We start from the raw sequence: 21,836 nt of genomic DNA, 5'->3' as shown, positions 1-21,836 counted from the left end.
CCGGCGCCCCCCGGCCCGTAGGAGGCCGGCCCTCCGGCCGATCCGCCCCGGCGGGTTGGCGAGGCCCCGATCGGCCAGGGGGCTGGCCTCCTACCGGTGCCCCCGGCAGGGCGGCGGGCCTCCTACGGGTTGCGGATGAACCCCATGCCTTCCAGCTTGAGGAGGATCCGGTGGGCCGCCTCGTCCGGGCTCATCTCGCGGGTGTCGATCCGCAGCTCCGGGTGCTCCGGCTCTTCGTACGGGTCGTCGATGCCGGTGAATTCCTTGATCAGGCCGGCTCGCGCCCTGGCGTACAGGCCCTTGCGGTCGCGCTGCTCGCAGGTTTCCAGCGGCGTGGCCACGTGGATCTCCAGGAACCCGCCCGCGTCCTCGATGCGCTCGCGCACGCGGCGGCGCATGTCGGTGTAGGGGGCAATGGGGGCGCAGATGGCGCAGCCGCCGTTCTTGGTGATCTCGCTGGCAACAAAGCCGATGCGCTGCACGTTGATGTCGCGGTGCTCGCGCGAGAAGCCCAGCTCGCTGGAGAGCTCCTTGCGCACGATGTCGCCGTCCAGCAGCGTGACGGCCCGGCCGCCCAGCTCCATCAGCTTGACCCGCAGGGCATTGGCGATGGTGGACTTGCCCGAACCCGAAAGCCCGGTGAAGAACACGGTAAAGCCCTGCTGATGGCGCGGCGGGAAACTGCGGCGCAGCTCGGCCACCACCTCCGGATAGGAGAACCACGCGGGGATGTCCAGCCCCTCGCGCAGGCGGCGGCGGAACTCGGTGCCGGAGAGGTTGAGCACCTCCTCGTCCTCGCGCACCTCGTCGGCCGGCACGTACTCGGCACGGTCCTCCACGAAACTCATGGCCTGGAACGGCACCATCTCGATGCCGATCTCGTCGGCGTGCTTCTGGATCAGTTCCTGGGCGTCGTACGGGCCGTAGAAGTCCTCGCCGTCGGAGCCCGGGCCGGGGCCGGCGTGGTCGCGCCCCACAATGAAGTGGGTGCAGCCGTAGTTGCGGCGGATGATGGCGTGCCACAGCGCCTCGCGCGGGCCGCCCATGCGCATGGCCAGCGGCAGCAGGCTGAGCTGGGTGGTCTGCTCCGGCGCCTGACGCAGCACGTGCTCGTAGCAACGCACGCGCACGTAGTGATCCACATCGCCCGGGCGGGTCATGCCCACCACCGGGTGGATCAGCAGGTTGGCCTCGGTCTGGCGCGCGGCCATGCGCGTGAGCTCGACATGGGCACGGTGCATGGGATTGCGCGTCTGGAACGCGACCACGCGGTTCCATCCCAGCTTGCGGAAGTACTCGCGCAGCTCCGCCGGGCTGTAACGATAGTTGCGGAAGTCGTAGTGCACCGGGGACTCGACCCCCTGCAGCGTGCCGCCCAGGTACACCGCCCCGGCGCGGTTCATCAGGTAGTTGACCGCCGGATGGGCGACGTCGGTGGTGGCGAACACCTGCTGCGCCTCGCGCGCCTTGTCCGGCGTCCAGCGGTCCTCCACATCCATCACGGCGATCAGCACGCCCTCGGCATCACGCAGCGCGATTCGGGTGCCCGGCGCCGCCTGCTCGGCGAACGCCTCGCTCACGTCCAGGGTGATGGGCATCGGCCAGAGCTGGCCGTCCGCCAGGCGCATGTTGCCCAGCACGCCGTCGTAGTCGGCCTGCCGCATGAAACCCGTCAGCGGCGAGAAACCGCCGTTCAGCAGCAGCTCCACATCGCAGATCTGACGCTCGGTCAGATCCCAGCTCGGCATCTCCTGCGCCTGCTCCTTGAGCTCGCGCGCGGTGGACTCGTCAACGTAGCGGTCGCAAAGCGTCCCGCCGTAGGGGGTGATCAGATCCATGACAGCGTTGTTTCCCGTTGGCCATTAATGGGGTCATCGAATCCGCGAATGGTACCGATTCCGTCCCCGCGCGTCTCGGGTCCCGGGCCGGGGCTACTCCGGCTGCTCCGGCTCCCCCGCGCGGAACCACACCGCACCCGCAAGCAGTGGCACGCTGCCGATCAGCGCCCCCAGTGCACCATCCAGATGCCCCTGCGCCACCAGTGCCGCCACCGGCAGCAACCAGAGCAGGTTGATGAGCCCCACGCCCAGCGACACCGGCACGTGCGAACCGGCCAACCGGGCCGCGTGCTGATACGCATGGGCCCGGTGCGCCACATGCACCCGTTCCCCGCGCATTCCCCGGCGCACCAGGGTGTACGTTGCATCCACCACGAACAGCGCCAGCATCACCAGCCACACCCAGAAGAACTCCGGCGCCACCCACGCCGCCTGGATCGACAGCAGCCCGAGCGTAATCCCCAGGAACCCGGCACCGCCATCGCCCATGAAGATCCGCGCCCGCGGGAAGTTCCACGGCAGAAAACCCAGCGTGGCCGCCACCAGCAGCGCCGGCAGCAGCCAGTCGGCGCCCGGCAGCAGCCAGGCCATCAGCACCGCCACGCCCAGCCCCGCGGTGACCGCCTCGATCCCGGCAATGCCATCGATGCCATCCATGAAGTTGTACAGGTTCAGCAGCCACACCAGATACACCAGCGCCAGCGCATGGCCGAACCAGCCCAGATCCAGCACCACCCCGAACACCGGCAACGGCGGCAACCCGCCCAGCCACGCCAGCCCCCAGCCGGCCGCCACAAAATGCGCCAGCAAACGCCACAGCGGCGGCACCTCGCCCCGGTCGTCCCACCAGCCCACGAGCGCCACCAGCAACCCGGCACCCCCCAGCGCCAGCATGACCCCGGGCGCCACCGCACCGGCCGCACCCAGCACGGCCAGACCCGCCAGAACCACCAGCGCAATCGCCAGCCCGCCGCCCCGCGGCGTCGGCACCTCGTGCGAGCTGCGCGCGTTCGGCACATCCATCATCGCCCGCGCCAGCGCATAGCGACGCAGCAGCCCCGTCAGGCCCGCCGCCATCACCATCGCCACCAGCAATCCCAAAAACGCCAACAAAATCTCCCTCCCCCGTAGGAGGCCAGCCCCCTGGCCGATCACCCACGCATTCAGGACGACCAGCTTCCGGTCAGCCGGGGCCGCCCGTAGGAGGCCAGCCCCCTGGCCGATCACCCACGCCAGCCCATCGCCCCCATCGCCCAGAGGCTGGCCTCCTGCACCCAGCGCCGCCCCTGCGCGCCTGGCCTCAAAGAACCCGCTCCAGCGACTGAATACCCGCTTCCACCGAGCACCGCACAGCGTCATGGATAGCAACCGGGAAACCCGCCGGCAATTCCTGTTCCATCTGATCCAGTGCGGATGGGGCCTGCAGAACCACGGATGCCAGGACCTCGTGCACCATCGCCGCAGGCAGACGGGCCGAAGCGCCCGTCTCCAGAAAATGGCGACCCTGGATGCCATCCACCCGATAGTGGTTGCGGTGCCCGACAGCAAGTGCCAGCCGAACCTGCTTGCGTTCGACCTGCCGGCTGGCCACGCTGGGCAATATCGTCAACACGTCATACAGCGGCGTGAGCCGGTACCCGCCGCCCGGCTGCAGGAATACGCTGAAATTCTTGGCGTGCCCATCCGTGGCGCCGATCAGCCAGAACAGGATCTGCGCCTTCAGCACCGTCGCCTGGTCCGCCCCCGGCGTATCACTGCCCCGCAACAGCCCCAGCACATCCACCAGCCCGGGGCCACCTTCGCTCTGATACTTGCGGCTCGGCGGCACGCCCAGTGCCTGGCAGCAGTCCTCCTGCGGCAAGCGCAGCAGCCGCCCATCGCGCGCCCAGTGTCGATCAAACCGCTCCACCACCAGCGCCCGCGCGCCCCCAAAGCGCCCGATCTCCGCACGCGCCACCGGCATACCGAACGCCGCCAGCAATCGCAGGCAGTAAAACTCGTTCTCCACACTATCCGACAGATCCAGCCCGTTGGGTAACTGCCCAATCGCGGGCTTCAGGATATGCGTAGTCGGCGTCGAGCCATGCGGCTTGAGCCAGCGACCCTCATGCCACAGCAGTGCCGTCTTCTCCTGGGCACCAGCAATCGAAATGCGGAAAGCCTCGTCGCTCCCCAGACCCAGCGGCGCCTGTGCCAAACCGCCCAGCAGCTGTTCGATGTCCGTATCGTCGACCGGCTCCCCCCGAATCCCTCCAGCGGGGCCGGACTCCTGCACATCCGACAGCGAAAACTGCAAAGCCCCCACACAATCATGCCCGATCGCCGCCAGCAGGCTGTAGGCATCCGTCCCAGCCGCGCCCACACGTTGCGCCACGCGCCGTCGCAGGACGTCCGCATCCGGCAACAAGTTCTCGAACACCGAGGCCACGGGCTCGCCGTGGTAGGCATCTTCCCGCAACGGAAGCGAGAGTGAGACGGGCAGCGCGTGCTCCCAGCCCAGCCAGCTGGCGTCATACCGAAAGCGGATCGCCCCGGCCGCCGACTTCTCCAAAAACCCCACCAGGCGACCATTCAGCAAGACACGCAGCGGCGGATGGCGGCGCGTGCGCGGCATCAGAAGATTTCTTCAATGGACGCGGTCGACCGCGCACGGGGAGCAATCTGAAACTCCAGATCCAGCGCCGCCAGAACCGCAAGCAAGGTCTCCAACCGGGTGGCCGGGTTTCCGTTCTCGATCAGGGAGATCGTCTCCTGGCGCAATCCCGACTTCTCGCCAAGCGCGGCCTGCGTAAGGCCCTGCTTTCGCCGGACCCGGCGCACAATCGTCCCAATCTGCTTGGGTGTTCGCGCAAGCAATGTCATAACGCCCGATTATGCGCCCAACCCGATAACCAATCAATATCGGAATCAACCCATAAACCAAGCAGCCCGCCGCCCCCTGGCCGATCACCCACGCAAAACAACACCCCCCTGTAGGAGGCCAGCCCCCTGGCCGATGGGGGCTGTCCAGCATCCAATCGGCCAGGGGGCTGGCCTCCTACACCCAAGGCCACCCCGCGTAGGAGCCGCCTCGGCGGCGAAGCCCCCGCCAAAGCCCGAAAAACCACCAAACCTACCCAACCAACGGCGCAACCGCCCGTCGCAACCCCTCATCCACACTCACCGGCGGCTCCCACCCCAGCGTCTCCCGCGTATCCGAAATGTCCACCTGCAACGAATCCAGCAACCGACGCGCCATCTCGCCGCGCCCCACCGCACGCGCCCCGGCACGCAACAGCCCAGGCGGCACCGGCACCAGCCGCGCCCGCCGTCCCATCGCCGCCGCTACCCGGCGCAACAGATCCGTAGTGGACAGGTCCTCCCCATCCCCAGCCAGAAACACCCGATTCGCCGCCGCCGGATGCTCCAGGCACGTCACCAGCAAATCCACCAGGTTATCCAGCGCCACCAGCGAGCGCCGGTTCCGCGTGACCGCACCCAGCGGCACTGGCACCCCCCGCTGCACCCAGCGCAGCAAACGGCCGAAGTTGCCCGGCGCCCCTGGCCCGTACACCAGCGGCGGCCGAATCACCACCACCTCCATTCCCGTCTCCGCCGCCAGCTCCCGGAGCCCCTGCTCCGCCTCATACTTGGAAACGGCATATGGCTCCTGCGGCGTCGGCACATCCCGCTCCGTAAACGGCCGCCTCGAGACGTTCCCGTTCACCCCCACCGAACTCACAAACAAAAAACGGCGGACCCCCGAGTCCGCCGCCTGGCGCGCCACGTTCAACGTTCCTTCCACGTTCACCCGCCGGAACACCTCCAGCGGATCCGCCTCCGACTCATCCAGCACATGCGCCCGCCCCGCCAGATGCACCACCGCATCCAGTCCCTCGGGTAGCGCGCCGCCGGTTCCGAACTCTTCGAGCGGCCCCAGCGCGCATTCCTCCCGGAACGCCCCGGCAGCCCGCCGAACCCCGGCCACCGGCGCCCGCCCCGAACCTTCCTCGGCCAGCCGCGCCATCACGGCCCGCCCCACAAACCCCGAAGCCCCCGTCACCAGCACACGCCGCATCCAGTCCTCCATCCCGTTCACGACCCGTTCGATTCGCGGCCAGAGCCCACTCCTGCGCGGGCCCAAACCCGCCTGCGAGGACCAATGAACGAAGCGGAGATTGATGCCCGGGGCCAATGCGCTACTGTCGGTATACATGGTTCCGGTGCGCCACCCGGACAACGAGGATACGCAGCGCCTCGTCCTCAATGATGGCCAGCACGCGATAGGGCCCGACGCGGTACCGCCAATATTCGCTCAATTCCCCAGAAAGCGCCTTGCCTGAACGGCGAGGATCGTCCGCGGACGCGATCCGTTCGGCCAGATATTTCAGAATGCGATTCGCGGCCTTCTTGTCGAGCGCTCGCAGATCTTTCTCTACGCGTTTGTCGAACTCAATCGTCCAGCTCAAGTCGGCGCCTCATCTCATCCATGGAAACCGTTTCTCCGCTTCCCTTGCGGTGGTCAATCAGGCGCTGCTCGGCCAAGTAGATGTCTTCGAGCTCCTCAAGATGCTGCATGATGGCTTCACGCGCATAGAAGCTCTTGCTACGCCCCGTCGCTTTCGCCAGGGCGGCCAGACGCTCCTCGACATCTTCAGGCAAACGCAAAGCCAACATGTGTTTTCCTCCAGACAGGTGCTATACAAGTATAGCCGACAACCGCCCGAACAACACTCCGGCCCCGATCACTCCCCCACCGGACGCAACCACCCCAACCGCCGCGCAACACGCGGAAACCGGTTCCGCACCAGGGCCCGCCCCGTCTGATGCGCCAGACAATACGCCGACCGCACCCACGAGAACCCCTCCAGCTCCCGATACACCCGCCAGGTGTACCCCGCCGTCGTCAGCTTGTTCGAAGACACCGAGCCCGACCGAACCGTATACCGCACCAGCGGCTCATTCAGCCCGTACGCAAACTCCACCCGCTTCAACAACCGCAGCCACAGGCCATAATCCTGGCGCCGATCAATCAGCGGCATCTCCACCTTGCCGAAGAACTGTGTATCGTACATGGCCGTGGAGCAACCAATGTAGTTCGTCTTCAGCAGTTCGTCATACCCGACCCGCTCCGGCACCCCGGCCACAGCCAGCCGGTTTCCCTGCTCATCGAACCGCTCCATCGCCGTAAAGCTGAACAACGCGCCCTGCTCCATCAACGCCACCTGCCGCGCCAGCTTCTCCGGCGCCCAGGCGTCATCACTGTCCAGGAACGCGATATACCGCCCGCGCGCCTCCCGAATGCCCGCATTCCGTGCTACCGCCGGCCCGCCATTGCGCTCCAGGCGCAACACCCGAACCCGCGCATCACCCGCCGCCAGCGCCTCCACCCGAGCCACCGAGTCATCCGTGGAGGCATCATCCACCACCAGCAGCTCCCAACCCGCCAGCGACTGCCCCTGCACCGAGCGCACGCCTTCAACCACCCGATCTGCCGCGTTGTGCAGCGGCATCACCACAGAAACCAGCGGTGTGGACAAATCCGCCGGAGACATACTCCCACCTGTGGACGGATCACAACCCATCACAGAGCTCCCCAAGGCTCTGCGGAGCCGCCCCCTGGCGCCGGATCTCCGCGGCTTCCGCTTCGGTGATCCGGGGCGCAATCGCAACGTACTCGACATTCCAGCTCTGGTAAGCCTTATGGGCGCTCAAAAACCGCCCCGCCGCAGCCACCAGAGTCGGAATGGACCTGGCCAGCTTCTCGCCCTGGCGTTTGCAGGAACCGAACCGAATAGCGCTCTGGTCCTCCGACACCGCCACCAAATCAATCTCCACGTCCGAGCGATCCCAGTACCCCCGAATCCGTTCGGACAACGCAAAGTCGCCCAGCCCCAGGCGACTGCGCTCCTCATAAAGCTGCGCCACCAAATCCTCCAGGGCATAGCCTTCAACCTCGCGCAAACGCTCATCGGCCTGCGACACGAGCATGTCCATCGGCCGAAAGGCCGAGGCCGAAACCGGCTTCTGCAGCGCCGACAGCCACGCGCGCAGAAAATTGTCGCGAATGTAGTAGCGCCCGCTGCGAGCCTTCGGTCGCGCAAAGATCGGCAGGCGCCGCTCGATCATCCGGTACCGCTCGCTGAGGATCTTCAGATGCCCACCCACCTGTCGTGCCTCTCCCGGACCGGAGACCTCCGCCAGATGGGCCTCGATCGCCGCGTTGTTGCAGCCGGGATGCGATGCCAGAAACTGCAGCACCATGTCGTAGCGCCCGCGCAGTTCACGCAGGAACCAGTTGTCCGCTTCATTGCGAAGCGGCGACGAACTCGAAAAGAACAGCTTGCGCAGCAGCGTCTCGCGGTCCGCATCCAGCACACCTTGCTCGTAGGCATCGCGGTAGAACTTCGGCACCCCCTCGAACAGGTTCCAGAGGAAGAGCAGGCGTTCGGGGTCCTCGTCCGCATGTGCGCGCAGAATCTCCAGCACCGAGCCGATATCCAGATGCCCCAGCTCGAGCGTATCCGTGGCCCGGTTGAACAGCGGCGCCTGCCGGTCATCCAGAAGCGCCGTCATCTCCGCATGCAGCGACCCCAGCACAATCAATCCGCCGGGCACCTGCCCCGCCCGAGCGCTCAGCCGGTCCACCTCCGCCTGCAGGAACGAGCAGAAATCGAACAGCGGCTTGCGATGGAAGTACTGGAACTCGTCCAGCGCCACCACATACCCCGACTCCGCCAGCGTCGCGATCAAGCGGGCCAGCTCGCCCAGGCTATGGACACGCTCCTCCAGCCCGAACGTCTCCAGGTAGCCATTGCAAGCCGCCACCACCCCCGCCGGGTCCGAATCCGGAATCTGGATGTACAGCGTCTTCGAAACACCCGCCGCCTGCAGCGCCTGTTGAATCAGCGTCGTCTTGCCAATCCGGCGCCGCCCCGAAATCTGCAGAAAGAACCAGCGCCGTCTGGACAGGATCTCCTGCAACTGGCCCAGCTCCGTCTGCCGACCGTAGAACGCCCACTCTCCGGATTCCGCCACTCGGACACACCTTAAGGTAAAAATTCTTACCCTAAGTTACGCGGATCGATTCGCCTCATCAACACAGCCACTTACGAGCCCTCGTATACGTCCTGCCCTGATCCACGCGAAAAGGCCCGCCACCTGGCCTCCACCCACGCAACCGAGTCATCCGTGGAGGCATCATCCACCACCAGCAGCTCCCAATCCGCCAGCGACTGCCCCAGCACCGAACGCACGCCCGCCTCAACCCGATCCGCCGCGTTGTGCAGCGGCATCACCACAGAAACCCGCGGCGTGGCCGAATCCTGAAAAAAAGGGGACAGCCCCCTGTATCCACCTTTATCCACTACACAATCTCGCCAACCCTTTCCCAGCCCAGCACCCGCACATCCTTCCGCTGGTGCTCGCCCTCGCCCCCGTAAATCAGTGTCGGCGAACGGGCCATGTCACCGGCCAGCGCGGTCCAGCGCTCCAGCCCGGTGAAGAAATCCCGGTTCAACGTCTGCCCGGACTTGATCTCCACCGGCACCAGGCCACCCGCCCACTCGATCAGCAGGTCGACCTCATTGCCATTGCTGTCCCGCCAGAAGTGGAAAAGCGGCGGCTCGCCGCGATTGAGAAAGGCCTTGCGCAACTCCGAAATCACGTATGTCTCGAACACCTGCCCGCGCAACGGATGCGCCACCAGCTGTTCCGCCGCCTGAACTCCCAGCAGCCAGCACAACAGCCCGGTGTCGTGAAAATACAGCTTCGGCGACTTGATCAGCCGCTTGTTGAAATTCGCATGGTGCGGCCGCAGGAGAAACAGTACATAGCTGTCCTCCAGCACCGAGATCCACGCCTTGGCGGTGTTGTGGGTAATACCGCAATCCGCCGCAAGGGATGAGAGGTTCAGAACCTGACCGCTACGCCCGGCACACAGCCGAACGAAACGCTGAAAGGCGTCCAGATCCTGCACCTGCAGCAACTGGCGCACATCCCGCTCCACGTACGCCGTCACATACGCCGGAAACCACTGACGGGGAGAAACCGGGCGGTCATACAATGCCGGGTAACCACCGGTGAACATCATCGCATCCAGAGCCGATGGCGCCTGTCCGGCTCCCACTAACTCGGCATGACTCAAGGGCAGCAGCTCCACAAACGCCGAACGCCCGGCCAGAGACTGCGAAATCCCCGACATCAACCCGAACTGTTGCGACCCCGTGAGCAGAAACCGCCCCATGCGACCGTCGCTGTCCACATAGGTCTGCAGATAGGAGAACAATTCCGGTGCCCGCTGAACCTCGTCCAGCACCGCCCCATCGGGGCACTGCGACAGAAACCCGCGTGGATCATCCAGCGCCAGCGCACGCACATCCGGATCTTCCAGGGAGCGATAGGGCCGATCCGCCATCACCGCGCGCGACAGCGTCGTCTTGCCGGACTGGCGCGGCCCCGTGACCGTGACGATGGGAAAGCCGCTCAACAGCTCCCTGACCAGTGTTTCGGCAGTGCGCGGTATCATGCGCGTACCCTACCGCCATTTATGCAGATTGTAAATACCGATACCACTTTACATAGAAAAACGACCACGAACGGGGACAGGTACATTTTTCGGAATGAGCGGCTCCTTCCCCCTCAGTGTGCCGACACCCAGTTTTCGACCTGCAATCCCGGCACGCGATCGAACTCCCGCCCATTGTTGGTGACGAGGACGGCGTTGGTGGCGCGGGCATGCGCCGCGATAAGGAGATCGTTGGAGCCGATCGGCGTGCCAGCGCGTTCGAGTTCCGCGCGGATGTCGGCATAATGCTCGGTGGCTTCTTCCGGCCAGTCGCAGACCTTCGTGAACGCCAGAAAGCGTTCCAGTGCGGCCTCGCTGCGTTCGCGGTAATGCGAGCGCCGCACCCCGTACCGCAGTTCGGCCACCACCACGGCGGACAGCCCCACATCGCCCACCGGAACATGACGCAGCCGCTCATGCACCTCGGGTGGGCGGCGCTTCATGATGTAGATGCAGATGTTCGTGTCCAGCATGTAGCGCACGGCTCACAATGCCTCGCGGTCCTGCGCCACGTGATCCTCGATCGAATCGGGGAAGTCTTCGGGAAGGGTCTCGCCGGGACCCCGAAAATAATCATCCCAGGACCTGGGTTTGGCGCGCAGGATCAAGGCGTCGCCACTTTTTTCGATCACCACCTCGTCGGCATCAAAGGTAAAACCCTTCGGCAGCCGAACGGCCTGGCTGCGACCATTCCGGAACAGGCTCGCGATGCGTCGTTTCATGGCTTGGCCCACCTCGAAAAGGATATGCCATAAGCATATACGCGCGGGGAACAGGAGACAAACTGTGGGCAAATTCAAATTGGGGACAGATTTATTTTCCCGTTCAGCTACATCAGGGTGGAATCCGCTCAACACGAAGGCCAGGGATCTTCTCGAAGTCGCCATCCCCCGTCACGAAGGCCCCTTTTGGATCGACCGTGAGCAGGCTCGCCGCCTGGATGGCATCGGGCGTGCGCAGTCCGCGATGGGCGCGCAGTTCCGTCGCCTTGTCCAGGACGGCCGTCTCCAGCGCGACGACCGACAGACCTGGATCCTCGAAAAACGCATCCAGCCGTTCCAGCGCTCGAGCATTCGACTCCCGTAGCGGCCGCACCCGGCATTCCATGCGACTCAAGGCAGAGACCACCAGCACAGGCGGTTCGCCCGCTTCACGCTACAGCCCCCGAAGTATCTGACGAACGGCCTCCCGGGTGAGTGCGTCACCCTCCAGCAGGTAGATCACGGCACTGGCGTCGAGAAACGCCAGCATCAATCATTCCAGCCTTCGCGCTCCGCCTGGAGTTCACGGTCCAGTTCCGAGCGACTTCGCGGTTTAGAGGGAGCCGAATCTTCTTCCAGCAGCCGGTTCCATAGCCGCGCGCGGGCCTCAACACCGGTCGTCAACTGCTGGAAAGATTCCTCGCTCAAGATCACGTAGCGTGGTCGATTACGCTGGATGACGTGCACCGGCCCTTTTTTCAACGCCTGATCGACTGCACTAATACCACGCCGCTTGATTTCCTGCGCCGAGATAACGGTTTCCATCAGCCGCTCCAGTACGGATTTCAGTACCTAGAATAGCACTGGATACAACAGAAACCGGGGACACATTTATTTTCTCACCCCCGGCGTGATGACGGGCGGCCGGGGCGGCGGCGCTCGACGCGTACACCGAGGTTCTGCTCCACCTCGTCCACGAACCGCGGGTTGCCGGTGAGTTGGCCGCGCTGCAGGGCCTCGCGCATCAGCGTCAGCTCCTGCTCCGGCACGCCCAGCTCCACGAACCGGGCGTATCGCGCGCGCCGCTCGGCTTCACGGTTCGCCAGGTCCCGGTACGCCGGATCCGGATCGATCCAGCAGTCCTCCTCGCCCGGCCCAAGCAACAGGTGAACATGGTTGGTCATCAGGCAGTACGCATACACCCGAATCTCAAGCGCACTGCTCAGCTCCCGCAGGTCCTCCAGGTACCGCTCGTAATCCTCGGCCCCGGCAAACACCACCTGCCGGTTATGTCCCCGCTGCACCACATGGTGCGGCATATGCGGCAATACCACTCGCGCGATCCTTGGCATGCCTTCCCTCCCTGGTCACTCGTCCGGACCGCCGCATCCGTGCAGCGGAAAATAAATCTGTCCCCGTTTTGGTCCCCGTTTTGCACCGCTGCCCCTGCACCGACCGCACACCTTCCTCGACGCGATCCGCCGCGTCGTGCAGCGGCATCACCATCGAGACCGCAGGTGATTCAGCCGTCCAGGTCTGCGCGTTCACCCGCGTGGCCCGGTCAAGCGGCGATAGGTCTCAAGCAGCACTTCCTGCTCGCTCTCCCAGTTGAAATGATCGATGAAGTCCATGCCGGACTCGGCGAACCGCTGCCGTCGTTCCGGATCCGCGAGGAGTTTACAAACCGCATCAACCGCCTGATCCAACTTGGCGGGATCCACCCAGCATCCGGCCTCATCGCCAATAAACGATCGCCACACCGAAAAATTGCTGGCTACAAAGGGAAGCCCCTTCGCCATGTACTCGAACAACTTGCTGGGCATCGCATCCGCGTGATCGGCCACATCCGGGAGGATCGCCATCCCGACATCCGCATTGGCCATGTAGGCGAACGCCTCCTCATGCCCCTTAAGGCCCAGGTAATCTACCGCATCCCAGGCCGGATGCGTCCGCAGATCCTCCACCACACCGTCATCGTCAGGCCCGATCAACCACAAGCGGGCATCCAGGCCATTGGCTCGAACGCCGGCCAGCACGTCCAGCATCCGGTCGATACCCCGCGCACGGGAGAGACTGCCGACGTAGAGCAACCGGTAGAAACCGCGTTCCTCCGAAAAACGCCGGGCAAGCTCGGCAACGGTTTCTCCCCGCGCCCCTGCCAGCGCGGGTGCATTGCGCAGCAAGGTGGCCCTCCCACCGAAGGCATCCACCTGGCGAGCCTGCGTCACCAATGTAGCGTCGACGATGCGACTCACCAGATACTCCGTCCGCGATACCCCCCAGCATGCAGGGCGCCGCAATGGGCGCGGGATCCAGCGACGAATCATCAACCTTCGGCTGAAGTCCTCGTGCGTGTCGTAGATCACCCTCTTGCCCAGCCACTTCAGGCCCACAGCCACCGGCAGCATTGCCGGATTATGAAGGTGATAGACATCTCCCTTCAGCCGCAACGCCTGCCGGAGAAGGGCGGGCAGACGCCCCACTCGGCCCATTCGCCCGGCCGCCGCAGGCCCGGGAACAAACGAAATACCGTCCGAACGCGATTCCCGTGGGGTATTCATGATCGCCAGGACCTCGTACCCCTGCAGCGCCAGCGTACGGCCCTCGCGGACGACCCGATTGCCCCAGGGCCGATGGGAAGGCGCCAGTATCACAACCCGTCCCCCGATCACTGTCGGCCCTTCGTTTTGGGGTCGCAAGACACTCCCAGCATCCTTGAATGAGCGGGCTGTTCAACCACCTTGACGCCTGCGCTGGCGCCACCCTCTCCAGAGCAACCGAATCAACCGATCCGGGGCTCGCAACGTAGCCCAACCGGGTCGATGCAGTGCCTGTACCATCACGTCGCCGACCTGCCACCGTAACGCGTGCCCCGTCGGCCCCGCGTAACGGCCCGCGGCGAGCTGCGCCCGGTACTCGTCAAGTTCGCCTTCCAGGCGGTACACCTCCTGACGCAGCCGGTTGTTCTCCTCCACCAACTCTCGCAGGCGCCCCCGTTCCTCGGAAGACGGCTCATCCATATTGGCCTTTCCCATGCCCTGCCTCCCCTACACCATCAAATCCGACCACTCATCCAGAACATCGGAATTCGCTTCCAACGCCGAACGCTCGGGACGCCAGGTGTGCCCCCCGGCATCCGCATCACGCTCGGTCAACGTATTGAACGGGTCGAGCACAAGCACGGTGGCCTCCTCCGGACAGGTCTCGTTGAACACGCTGTCCGCCGCTCCGAGCACATCGTCCGGAAATACCGGCGACGGCAGCGCGCTCCGCCGGTACCCCAGCGTATTACCTCCCAGCCACATACGGCCAGCACGAAGCGTCTTGCCGGTGGTTACGCTGTAAGGCTGAAAGCGCTGCCGGCGACAATAGGCCTTTGATTCGCCCACGAACCGCATGGGCACGGGAACCTTGCCAAATACGTCCGCATCCACGCATTGCAGCGCGAGCATGATGTCCGGCAGGTACCGTTCGCCATAAAAGTCGTCATCGTCCATCTTCACGATGTACTCGGCCCGCGACGCCTCGTGCGCGCGGTTCATGCACGCCCCCGTGAAGAGATCCGAAGGCACCCGATCCAGCACCACGTCATCGCGATCCGCAACCGCTTCCCATGCTTCATCAGGCTCCGCATCATTCACAACGATACGCAACTCCTTGCACGCATACGCCTGTCGGTCATAGTTCTCCAGGATCCGCTCCAAATGGTCCCTGCGCCGGGTCGGGGTCACCACCGATACTTTCGGAGCAGGATTCCAATCGTGATGGAGGCCCAGCTCCGCGCAGATCCGGCCCAAACGATGCGCCAGCGTGTGCTCTTCCATCACCTTCCGCCACGTGACGTGCGCCTGTCGGGCCCTCTCCAGCGGATTCGCCCGCAGCCACTCCACATCCCCGATCAATGACTCCATATCGGCGTGGGCGCGCGCCAGATCGGCGCGTATATCCGTCCGCTCCAGGCGCCCCAGGTGCACAAGGACGTTCCCCGTTGCCGCCGCTTTCAATGCGCGCCACTGGGCAGACACTTGCTCCAGGGGGGCAGAGTCCAGGGAAACGACAATCTCCGATTGACGCAGCGCCACCGGATGCAGACCGGGCGTCAGGCATCCCTGCACAGAAGGTGCGAGCCTGGGCAGATATCGAAGACGCGGTGCCGGAAGCCGGTAGCGGGACTCGAAAATCGCCAGCCCCGTCCTTTCCGCCAGGGACTCCAGAACCTTCTGATCCGCCAAACCCCGGTCCACGTCGGCCCAACCATCGAAATAGACCGGGTGTTCCGCCTTCTCGCGGAAAGGGTCCTCCGAAAACGGGTGAAATCGCGCCGGTTGCACTCCGGGTGGCAGGTACGTCGCATCCACACCCAGCGCGCCGAAGGCCCCCACCGCGTCTGTATCCGCACAGAACACCGCATCGCATCGCCGAGCCACGGAGGCATAATCCGCTACATACGCCTTGCCCGTCGTGAGCCAGAATGCAGTGGGGCAGCCACGCGACCGTGCCCGCTGAAGGAGATCATCCATGATCGCATGCGCAGATGCCCCCGCAAGCTGGAACTGGTACCAGCCCCGGCTCATCGGATTCCACGCCGACTCCACCAGCACCAGGTCCAGTGGCACCGCATCGAGCACTTCCGCGTAATTGTCCGGCTCCAGGAGAAAGACCTGCCCCTCCGGGGCCACATTGAGGTAAAACTCGTATGACCCCACCAGTCCAATGCGAAGACTGGAACGCCCGGCCAGCGCCGGCCGAGATGGGTCCACACCCGGCCGCCAATAATTTATACGCTCAAGGACTGCATCGGCATCCGCCATACCTAAAAGCTACCCCGCTACCAATCCGAAACCATACCCATCAGCAGCGGGCACTCCGGTCATATCCGCCCAGGACGGAAGCGACCACATTCGAGCGAAATGCCTTACCGGCGACCTTCAACACTCCATATTGCAAGACATTCAGCGAATACAGATCCCGATAAAGTTTTCGCATGCGAGCTTCCCCATGATCGGCCGCGTTCTGGATCACCTCCATCTGTTTACGCCGGTGCTGCCCCATATTGAGCGCATTGGTTTGCCCGCGAATCCTCCGCAGCCATTTCTCGGACCACCGATCAAAGCTGATCGCATCAAAATGGCCCAGATAGAAGCCTTGGGCCAGATCAGTTTCCGGGGACCAAACAGTCACTCGGCGGCCATTTTCAAATACCGAATGCGGCCTGAATTCAAGCAGATCGCCCGTCACGCGAGTAAACGCCTTTCCGGCGCGATGACCTACCAGGCCACAGGCCATGAGATCATAGATCTCACCGTAAACACGTTGCCCCAACGCAGTCTTGTGCTCAGCCCAGGCCACCCGAAAATATCGCGACCCGAACCGATCATCTACCCCGTCCCCGGGACCATAAACCGCCTCAGCAGTCGGTAGCCGAAACGACCGAATATGCTCGGGAACTGACGAAAGCATGTCACGGATCGCCCCGCCAAAAACGAACTCGTCCGCGTCGACTACAAGCAACCACTCACTGGCTGCCCGACCGAAAGCCCAGGAGTAGACCCGCCCTTGCGCGACCTCCAACCCTTCCGGCACGTCGCCTTCCCCCGTGGCCAGCCAAAACGAGGAATCAAGGTGGATCACTTCAATCCGGGCACCATGGCGGCCGATTGTCACCCCCGGCGCTTCGCACCCCTCATCGATGAACAGAAATATTTCGGCAGCACCTGCCCAATCATAGTAGTTAATGAAGGCATCCAGCACCGAGCGACTCTCACACGCCATGCAGGCTACTGCAAAGCTCCCCCCAATTCTCCGCTGAGTGTCATGCATCAGAGCGCAAGCCTCGCGTCCAAATCGCCCATCACTCTCCACCGCGTGCGCGCCGTCTTTGTTTGCCCTCGCGGAGGAGGCGAGCAAGGCGTACGGGGGCGGCGAGCGTATTCTTGCCCGGACGGCGGACTGCTGCTTCAAGCACTTCGCCGATGCGATAACGCACGGCCTCTCGAACTTTCTGCTCCGCAGCCGTGATCTCCGTTTTGCGGCGGCCCCGGCGCCCCGCGCCCTCCCGACTTTGTTGCCGCGCTTCGCGCGCCAGGCGCCACAACGCTCGTGGCATTCGGAAGGTGTTACGTCCCGGGCGGGAGAGGCCCTTAACGACTACGTCACCCACACGATACCGAACGGATTTCGTCAAGTCCGGCCCCGATGTTTTGCCGGCTCCGGTATTGCATGGCGCGGGCTGCTCGCCGGCGGGTTGGCGCGGCGCCGCCGCTGCCACGGGCTCGGTAGCGTAAAGCCGCGCACGCAAGGCCGCCACCTGGTCCTGGCTTTCCTTCAGCTCCCTGAGAACCTTGTGATACGCCAGCACGTGATCTTGACCTTTCCCGCTCGACGGACCTTTCGCCCCTTGTCCCGCCGAACCCTTGCCCCCTGAGCTGGCTTGCTGCGGAATCGAGCCGCCCGCGGTGGTACTCCATCTGCTGAATCCATCAATCAGGCCTTGGCACTCACGCACGTCATCGACCAGGCTGGCTCGGTCGAAATCCACGCCGCTACAAGACCGAAGAGTGCCGTAAAGGCGCTTCACCAGCGGGTGACGAACCTCGTACTCCTGCCAACTCGAGCGGTCGAGGCGTTGCTCGATCGCCCTTTCAACCGCCTGGCGTGCCTGTTCTCCGGAACCGACCGGAAGCCCCACGTATTGCGCAAGGCCGCTGGCCAGCTCGCCAGGCCGCTCGAACCAGTCCTCGTAGTGCACCACAAAGCAGTCCGCCACCGTGTGGTAGAGCGCCTGCGTGGTTCGGTACAGCCACTGGAGTTCGGTCAGGCGTTCGTCGCGGTTGATGCCGCGCCGCAGCGAGGTCGCCACTGCCGCCGGATCGCGCAACGCCAGGATGAACCGGGGCGTCACGCCAGCGCTGTTGAACACCTGCAACCACAGTGGCAGCAAATCGGAAATTCGCGGGTCCTTGATGGCCCAGCCGCCCGGGCCCGCACTGGCCTCTTGGCGCACCAGATCCGTCAGCGCCCATTTGGCCTTGCGGGTCACCTGCTGGTCCAGCCAGCCCTCGGGCATGGGAAAGCCGGGCCGCGCGCCCAGATCGGACATCAGCTTCTTGTGAATCTCCACCACCCGGGCGTCCTCGAAGAACCCGTGGGGGTTCTCCAGGCGCCCCGGGATCAGCTCGTCCGATAGCCCGGCGCCGAGATTGCCCAGGACCTCCATCAGCAGCGAGGATCCGCTTCGTCCGGGTGTCAGCACGACGGTAACGATCGGGGCCTTCCTCCCCTTATTCGGGCTTACCGCGTCGTCCAGGTTTGCGTCCGCGGTCATCGGCCCACCACCTCCTCTACGGGTTCATCCGCCTGTTCCAGAACGAGCTCTTCGATCAGTGCCGCACGTTCGGGGTTGAGGCTGTAGGCAAGGTGGCTGTCATCTGGCAGCGGGTCCCGGAAGAAGGGCTCACCATTGCCGTAATGCTGTGCAAGATACCCGTAGAAGTCAGCATACTGTGCCAGCAGCTCTTCCCGCGTCGCGCGATCCAGCAGGTACTTCACGTCCTCGAACCCGTACTCCTTACCGAGCCGGGAGCTGATCTGCAACAGGCGGTTGTTGGGGGTCACCTTGCCGTACCGCTCGTTCATGGAGATCAGGACCTCCATCAGGTCCCGGTGCAGCCCTTCGTTGCCATGCACAATCCGAAATTCGTTCACGTGATCGCTCAGGCCCATGGTGTGCAGCATGTCCTCCACCACGCAGCCATTGTGGAGTTGCGAACGTTCGAACGGCCGCACGATGAGATTCTCGGGCCCGAAGGCCTCCTCGAGCATCCGGAAGAACGCAAACACCCTCTCTGCCGTCACCCGTTCGCGAAGGCCCTCAAGGGTGACCGGTCGCCCGGCCTTGATGTCCTGCTTGTACAGCGACTCTAGATAGAGGTCGATTCGCCGCAGGTGCAGCACCACCTTGACCTCGTGCTCCGGAAACGTCTCGCGGATCGAACGCAGAAACCGGGCAACCTCTGAGCGCACAGGTTCCAGGTTACGCTTTGACAACCGCCCCCAAAGCGTCTCTGTCGTGAGAAACACGTTTTCATCAATCCGCTCACTCCGATCCAGGCGTTCCATCAACTCCACGATTCCCCGCCGCCTTTTTTGGCTTCGATCCTTGAAACCATCGATCCCTTTGATCTGATGCCTTTCTAACAGGATTTCGCAGAGCGAGAGGCAGTTTCTTGATGGAGCGTTAAAACTATGGCGAAGGAAGACCGATTGATTTTTTTCGGCTAGATTAGCGATGGATACGGTCCCCGCCTTATCCGAACCGATGCGCAGATAGACCGTCTTCATCGCCGATCCCCCCTTTCGTGAAGAAACCACTGTACGGTCCGGTTCAATCCGTCGCGCAGCTCCATTTCCGGGGCCCAGTCCAGCAGCTTGCGTGCCTTGGTGATGTCCGAGAAGTTGCGCTTCACGTCACCCAGGCGCGGACCTTCGTGGGCGATCTCCATCGCCACACCCCGTTCGGCCAGGCACTCGCGCAGGGATTCGGCCATCTCCCCCACCGTGCGCTCCATGCCCGTGGCGATCTGAAAGGTCTCGCCACCGACCGGGCGCAGGAGCGCCTGCTCGACCGCGCGAATCAGGTCGTCGATGTACAGAAAATCCCGCGTTTGTTCGCCGTCGCCATAGATCCGGCAGGGCTCGCCGGACAGCGCCTCGCGGATGAACTTCGCCACCACGCTCATCTTCTTGCCAGAGCCAGGCCCGTACACGTTGCCGAAGCGCAGACACACGGTGTCGATCCCGAACGTCCGGTTGTAGGCGGAGCAGTAGCCCTCGCCGGCCAGCTTGGACGCGCCATACGGGCTCACCGGGTGGGGCGGCAGTTCCTCGTGAATGGGCGGCTCGACCTCGCCCGCGGGGGCGCCGGAAGACGCAAAGACCACACGGGGCACACCCTTCAGGCGAGCGGCCTCCAGCACGTTGAACGTCCCGCCGACATTCACCTCCATGTCCAGGCGCGGGTCCTCCACCGACGGACCGACCCCGGTGTTGGCCGCCAGATGCACGACGGCAGCGCATCCCTCGGCACTCCTGGCCACTGCAGACGCATCACGCACGTCACCTTCCACCAACGCAACAGCGGACCGATCCACTCGGTCCGCGGGTTCGGTCACTTGTTCGACGGGCGCCACCGAGCGGAGATCTTCGAGAGTGCCGGTGAGCAAATTATCCAGCACCACAATGTTAACGTCGGGATAGTGTTCCCGCAGGCGCCGGATCAGAGCGGTTCCAATGAAGCCACAGCCACCCGTGATCAGTATATTTTGTCCGTTTATTGGCAACGTCATGTCTCCAGAATCTTGTGTCTCATTCGCCGCGCATGCAGGGCGCGTTCGGGATCGAGGCCGTACTGTTCACGGAAGAGTCGGTCCGGGTTGTCGCGGTAGCCTGCGGCCTCGGTGAGCAACTGCTCCCACTGGTCATAGGTGTGACAGGGATCGAAATCGGCTGCATCCTGTCCGGCCTGCCGTCCTAGAGTGGCTCGCCATTCAGGATCTGCCATCAGTCGAGCCAGTGCTCCGGCCAGCCCGGCCACCCGATCATCGGCCCGAGCCAACAACCCATTCTCCTCGTGCCGAATCAGTTCGTTCGTACCAGGGCAATCCTCGAAGCCCACACTAGGCAGACCGGCGGCCATCGCCTCCAGCACCACGGTCGGGCAGCCTTCACTGAGCGAGGCAATCAGATGGATATGGGTGCCGCAGTATTCGGCAGCAATATCGTCCGTGGCCTCCGCGATCTCGAAACGTTCCCAAAGGGCGTTCTCATCAAGGATTTCCGCTACCTGTTTCGCGTGCGGGGCCTCCCACGACGGCGCCTTCCCCACTACCCGCAACACCCAGTCGGGGTGCTGCAGTGCCAGCCGCGCAAAAGCGGCTACCGCGTCCACCAGGTTCTTGTTGTCCTTGAATCCATTCACTAGCAGGATGCGCCAGCGCCCATCCAAACTTTGATCCGGGCACGCCCGGACATCCACTTTCGGGCAGCTGTTGGGCATCGCGTGGATCTGGGGTTGCTGGAAAGCTGCGAAGGAGTCGGCATACCCCGGCATGACCAGGCGCAGGCGAGTGGCGGCGGCGGTCACGATTTCACGCTCCCAGCTCGCGCGGGATCGGGACACTTTAGCCAATCGCCAGTTGTTGAACCGTGCACGATCCGGATTTGTGCATTCTTGCACCACAAGAGGGATACCGATCGCATCAGCCAAGGCCGCATAGCGCATGACATTCTCGCGTGTGTAGAAGCCGACGAGCACATCGAGATCAGCATCCGCCGCTTTAGCCTGCAGGTCACCCAATTCGTCGAACGGCAATAGCACAACCTCACTGGATACGGAATACGCTGGCTCGCCACGGTTCTTATACGTCCTGAATTCACAGAATAACTGCAACGCCTGAACCCGGAAGGGGTGGGCCAGCTGCCGCCGTAGAATGGGTGGCTCTCACCCCAAACCCATTCAGGCGTACCGATGAGGCACTACAGGCAGCTGACCCAGGAAGAACGATATCAGATCAGTGCGTTGCGCGGGCTGGGGCGCTCGCAGGGGGCGATTGCTCGGACGCTGGGCCGCAGCCCGGGGACGATCAGTCGAGAGCTGAAGCGCAACGGCGATGGCGGTTGCTACGAGGCGCGTACCGCCCAGAAGCGCACCGACCAACGCCGCCGAAGCGCGCACAAGTGGCACAAGCGGATTCC

At 64.1% G+C, this 21,836-nt stretch carries 22 protein-coding genes and 2 pseudogenes; 1 reads left to right on the top strand and 23 read right to left on the bottom strand.

The window, feature by feature from the left end; genetic code table 11:
* Positions 1–122: 122 nt before the first annotated feature.
* From G020_RS0113245 to G020_RS0113130, 23 genes and pseudogenes are all read right to left on the bottom strand, one after another.
* Positions 123–1,838, bottom strand: coding sequence for a bifunctional sulfate adenylyltransferase/adenylylsulfate kinase (locus G020_RS0113245; protein ID WP_024329949.1), 1,716 nt, complete (start codon positions 1,836–1,838; stop codon positions 123–125).
* Between the two features lie 93 nt (positions 1,839–1,931).
* On the bottom strand, positions 1,932–2,921 hold the full coding sequence (locus G020_RS0113240; protein ID WP_051130351.1) for a glycosyltransferase family 4 protein: 990 nt from the start codon (positions 2,919–2,921) through the stop codon (positions 1,932–1,934).
* Positions 2,922–3,138: 217 nt separating this feature from the next.
* Positions 3,139–4,452 carry a type II toxin-antitoxin system HipA family toxin gene (locus tag G020_RS0113235; protein WP_024329947.1) on the bottom strand — a complete coding sequence of 438 codons (1,314 nt, stop codon included), beginning with the start codon at positions 4,450–4,452 and terminating at the stop codon, positions 3,139–3,141.
* The gene (locus G020_RS0113230) at positions 4,452–4,700 is read right to left on the bottom strand and encodes a helix-turn-helix domain-containing protein (RefSeq protein WP_018877553.1); all 249 of its coding nucleotides are present in this window, start codon (positions 4,698–4,700) and stop codon (positions 4,452–4,454) included. The genes G020_RS0113235 and G020_RS0113230 overlap by 1 nt, the downstream gene beginning before the upstream one ends.
* A gap of 250 nt (positions 4,701–4,950) precedes the next feature.
* Positions 4,951–5,895, bottom strand: coding sequence for an SDR family oxidoreductase (locus G020_RS0113225; protein WP_024329946.1), 945 nt, complete (start codon positions 5,893–5,895; stop codon positions 4,951–4,953).
* 121 nt (positions 5,896–6,016) lie between these two features.
* Entirely contained in the window at positions 6,017–6,286 is a 270-nt protein-coding gene (locus G020_RS0113220; protein ID WP_024329945.1) for a type II toxin-antitoxin system RelE/ParE family toxin, read from the bottom strand.
* Positions 6,270–6,494: a DUF6290 family protein gene (locus tag G020_RS0113215; protein ID WP_024329944.1), complete on the bottom strand. Its 225-nt coding sequence runs from the start codon at positions 6,492–6,494 to the stop codon at positions 6,270–6,272. Before G020_RS0113215 ends, G020_RS0113220 begins: the two co-directional genes overlap by 17 nt.
* A 68-nt stretch (positions 6,495–6,562) precedes the next feature.
* Positions 6,563–7,330 (bottom strand): glycosyltransferase, encoded by a 768-nt coding sequence (locus G020_RS0113210; protein ID WP_029681333.1) that lies wholly within the window; start codon positions 7,328–7,330, stop codon positions 6,563–6,565.
* 61 nt (positions 7,331–7,391) lie between these two features.
* Positions 7,392–8,801, bottom strand: a complete 1,410-nt coding sequence (locus G020_RS0113205; protein WP_024329942.1) for a DUF234 domain-containing protein — start codon at positions 8,799–8,801, stop codon at positions 7,392–7,394.
* 179 nt (positions 8,802–8,980) lie between these two features.
* Positions 8,981–9,112 (bottom strand): annotated as a pseudogene (locus G020_RS0113200) (glycosyltransferase); the annotation flags it as partial.
* A 71-nt stretch (positions 9,113–9,183) separates the two neighbouring features.
* The gene (locus tag G020_RS0113195) at positions 9,184–10,344 is read right to left on the bottom strand and encodes an ATP-binding protein (protein ID WP_024329940.1); all 1,161 of its coding nucleotides are present in this window, start codon (positions 10,342–10,344) and stop codon (positions 9,184–9,186) included.
* 113 nt (positions 10,345–10,457) lie between these two features.
* Positions 10,458–10,865: a type II toxin-antitoxin system VapC family toxin gene (locus G020_RS0113190; protein ID WP_018947737.1), complete on the bottom strand. Its 408-nt coding sequence runs from the start codon at positions 10,863–10,865 to the stop codon at positions 10,458–10,460.
* A 3-nt stretch (positions 10,866–10,868) separates the two neighbouring features.
* Complete coding sequence (locus tag G020_RS0113185; protein WP_018145920.1) at positions 10,869–11,105, bottom strand: antitoxin; 237 nt, start codon at positions 11,103–11,105, stop codon at positions 10,869–10,871.
* A gap of 112 nt (positions 11,106–11,217) precedes the next feature.
* Positions 11,218–11,634: pseudogene (locus G020_RS14715) on the bottom strand (type II toxin-antitoxin system VapC family toxin).
* Positions 11,634–11,909, bottom strand: coding sequence for a type II toxin-antitoxin system Phd/YefM family antitoxin (locus G020_RS0113175; RefSeq protein WP_024329939.1), 276 nt, complete (start codon positions 11,907–11,909; stop codon positions 11,634–11,636). Before G020_RS0113175 ends, G020_RS14715 begins: the two are co-directional and overlap by 1 nt.
* 74 nt (positions 11,910–11,983) lie before the next feature.
* The gene (locus G020_RS0113170) at positions 11,984–12,436 is read right to left on the bottom strand and encodes a transposase (RefSeq protein WP_029681331.1); all 453 of its coding nucleotides are present in this window, start codon (positions 12,434–12,436) and stop codon (positions 11,984–11,986) included.
* Between the two features lie 192 nt (positions 12,437–12,628).
* Positions 12,629–13,645 carry a glycosyltransferase gene (locus G020_RS0113165; protein WP_156002772.1) on the bottom strand — a complete coding sequence of 339 codons (1,017 nt, stop codon included), beginning with the start codon at positions 13,643–13,645 and terminating at the stop codon, positions 12,629–12,631.
* Between the two features lie 486 nt (positions 13,646–14,131).
* Complete coding sequence (locus tag G020_RS0113155) at positions 14,132–15,895, bottom strand: glycosyltransferase (protein WP_081647441.1); 1,764 nt, start codon at positions 15,893–15,895, stop codon at positions 14,132–14,134.
* A 40-nt stretch (positions 15,896–15,935) separates the two neighbouring features.
* Entirely contained in the window at positions 15,936–16,835 is a 900-nt protein-coding gene (locus G020_RS0113150; protein ID WP_156002770.1) for a hypothetical protein, read from the bottom strand.
* Positions 16,836–16,935: 100 nt separating this feature from the next.
* Positions 16,936–18,408 (bottom strand): sulfotransferase family protein, encoded by a 1,473-nt coding sequence (locus G020_RS0113145; protein ID WP_024329933.1) that lies wholly within the window; start codon positions 18,406–18,408, stop codon positions 16,936–16,938.
* Complete coding sequence (locus G020_RS0113140; protein WP_156002769.1) at positions 18,405–19,424, bottom strand: hypothetical protein; 1,020 nt, start codon at positions 19,422–19,424, stop codon at positions 18,405–18,407. Before G020_RS0113140 ends, G020_RS0113145 begins: the two co-directional genes overlap by 4 nt.
* Positions 19,421–20,428 carry an NAD-dependent epimerase/dehydratase family protein gene (locus tag G020_RS0113135; RefSeq protein WP_029681330.1) on the bottom strand — a complete coding sequence of 336 codons (1,008 nt, stop codon included), beginning with the start codon at positions 20,426–20,428 and terminating at the stop codon, positions 19,421–19,423. The genes G020_RS0113140 and G020_RS0113135 overlap by 4 nt, the downstream gene beginning before the upstream one ends.
* On the bottom strand, positions 20,425–21,453 hold the full coding sequence (locus G020_RS0113130; RefSeq protein ID WP_081647440.1) for a glycosyltransferase: 1,029 nt from the start codon (positions 21,451–21,453) through the stop codon (positions 20,425–20,427). The genes G020_RS0113135 and G020_RS0113130 overlap by 4 nt, the downstream gene beginning before the upstream one ends.
* A 156-nt stretch (positions 21,454–21,609) precedes the next feature.
* Here G020_RS0113130 and G020_RS0113120 point away from each other — a divergent pair.
* The coding region (locus tag G020_RS0113120) for a helix-turn-helix domain-containing protein (protein WP_029681329.1) at positions 21,610–21,836 on the top strand (227 nt) is incomplete at its 3' end.

This window comes from Thioalkalivibrio sp. ALR17-21, from assembly GCF_000420185.1.
Lineage (GTDB): Bacteria > Pseudomonadota > Gammaproteobacteria > Ectothiorhodospirales > Ectothiorhodospiraceae > Thioalkalivibrio > Thioalkalivibrio halophilus.
This window is presented reverse-complemented; position numbering and strand designations above follow the sequence as displayed.

Bases quoted from the DNA above. Each gene is read 5' to 3' on its own strand.
- G020_RS0113135 (WP_029681330.1), bottom strand. From the start codon at position 20,428: ATGACGTTGCCAATAAACGGACAAAATATACTGATCACGGGTGGCTGT.
- G020_RS0113245 (WP_024329949.1), bottom strand. From the start codon at position 1,838: ATGGATCTGATCACCCCCTACGGCGGGACGCTTTGCGACCGCTACGTT.
- G020_RS0113215 (WP_024329944.1), bottom strand. From the start codon at position 6,494: ATGTTGGCTTTGCGTTTGCCTGAAGATGTCGAGGAGCGTCTGGCCGCC.
- G020_RS0113225 (WP_024329946.1), bottom strand. From the start codon at position 5,895: ATGCGGCGTGTGCTGGTGACGGGGGCTTCGGGGTTTGTGGGGCGGGCC.
- G020_RS0113235 (WP_024329947.1), bottom strand. From the start codon at position 4,452: ATGCCGCGCACGCGCCGCCATCCGCCGCTGCGTGTCTTGCTGAATGGT.
- G020_RS0113230 (WP_018877553.1), bottom strand. From the start codon at position 4,700: ATGACATTGCTTGCGCGAACACCCAAGCAGATTGGGACGATTGTGCGC.
- G020_RS0113195 (WP_024329940.1), bottom strand. From the start codon at position 10,344: ATGATACCGCGCACTGCCGAAACACTGGTCAGGGAGCTGTTGAGCGGC.
- G020_RS0113210 (WP_029681333.1), bottom strand. From the start codon at position 7,330: ATGCCGCTGCACAACGCGGCAGATCGGGTGGTTGAAGGCGTGCGCTCG.
- G020_RS0113240 (WP_051130351.1), bottom strand. From the start codon at position 2,921: ATGGTGATGGCGGCGGGCCTGACGGGGCTGCTGCGTCGCTATGCGCTG.
- G020_RS0113140 (WP_156002769.1), bottom strand. From the start codon at position 19,424: ATGAAGACGGTCTATCTGCGCATCGGTTCGGATAAGGCGGGGACCGTA.
- G020_RS0113145 (WP_024329933.1), bottom strand. From the start codon at position 18,408: ATGACCGCGGACGCAAACCTGGACGACGCGGTAAGCCCGAATAAGGGG.
- G020_RS0113185 (WP_018145920.1), bottom strand. From the start codon at position 11,105: ATGAAACGACGCATCGCGAGCCTGTTCCGGAATGGTCGCAGCCAGGCC.
- G020_RS0113155 (WP_081647441.1), bottom strand. From the start codon at position 15,895: ATGGCGGATGCCGATGCAGTCCTTGAGCGTATAAATTATTGGCGGCCG.
- G020_RS0113170 (WP_029681331.1), bottom strand. From the start codon at position 12,436: ATGCCAAGGATCGCGCGAGTGGTATTGCCGCATATGCCGCACCATGTG.
- G020_RS0113165 (WP_156002772.1), bottom strand. From the start codon at position 13,645: ATGAATACCCCACGGGAATCGCGTTCGGACGGTATTTCGTTTGTTCCC.
- G020_RS0113175 (WP_024329939.1), bottom strand. From the start codon at position 11,909: ATGGAAACCGTTATCTCGGCGCAGGAAATCAAGCGGCGTGGTATTAGT.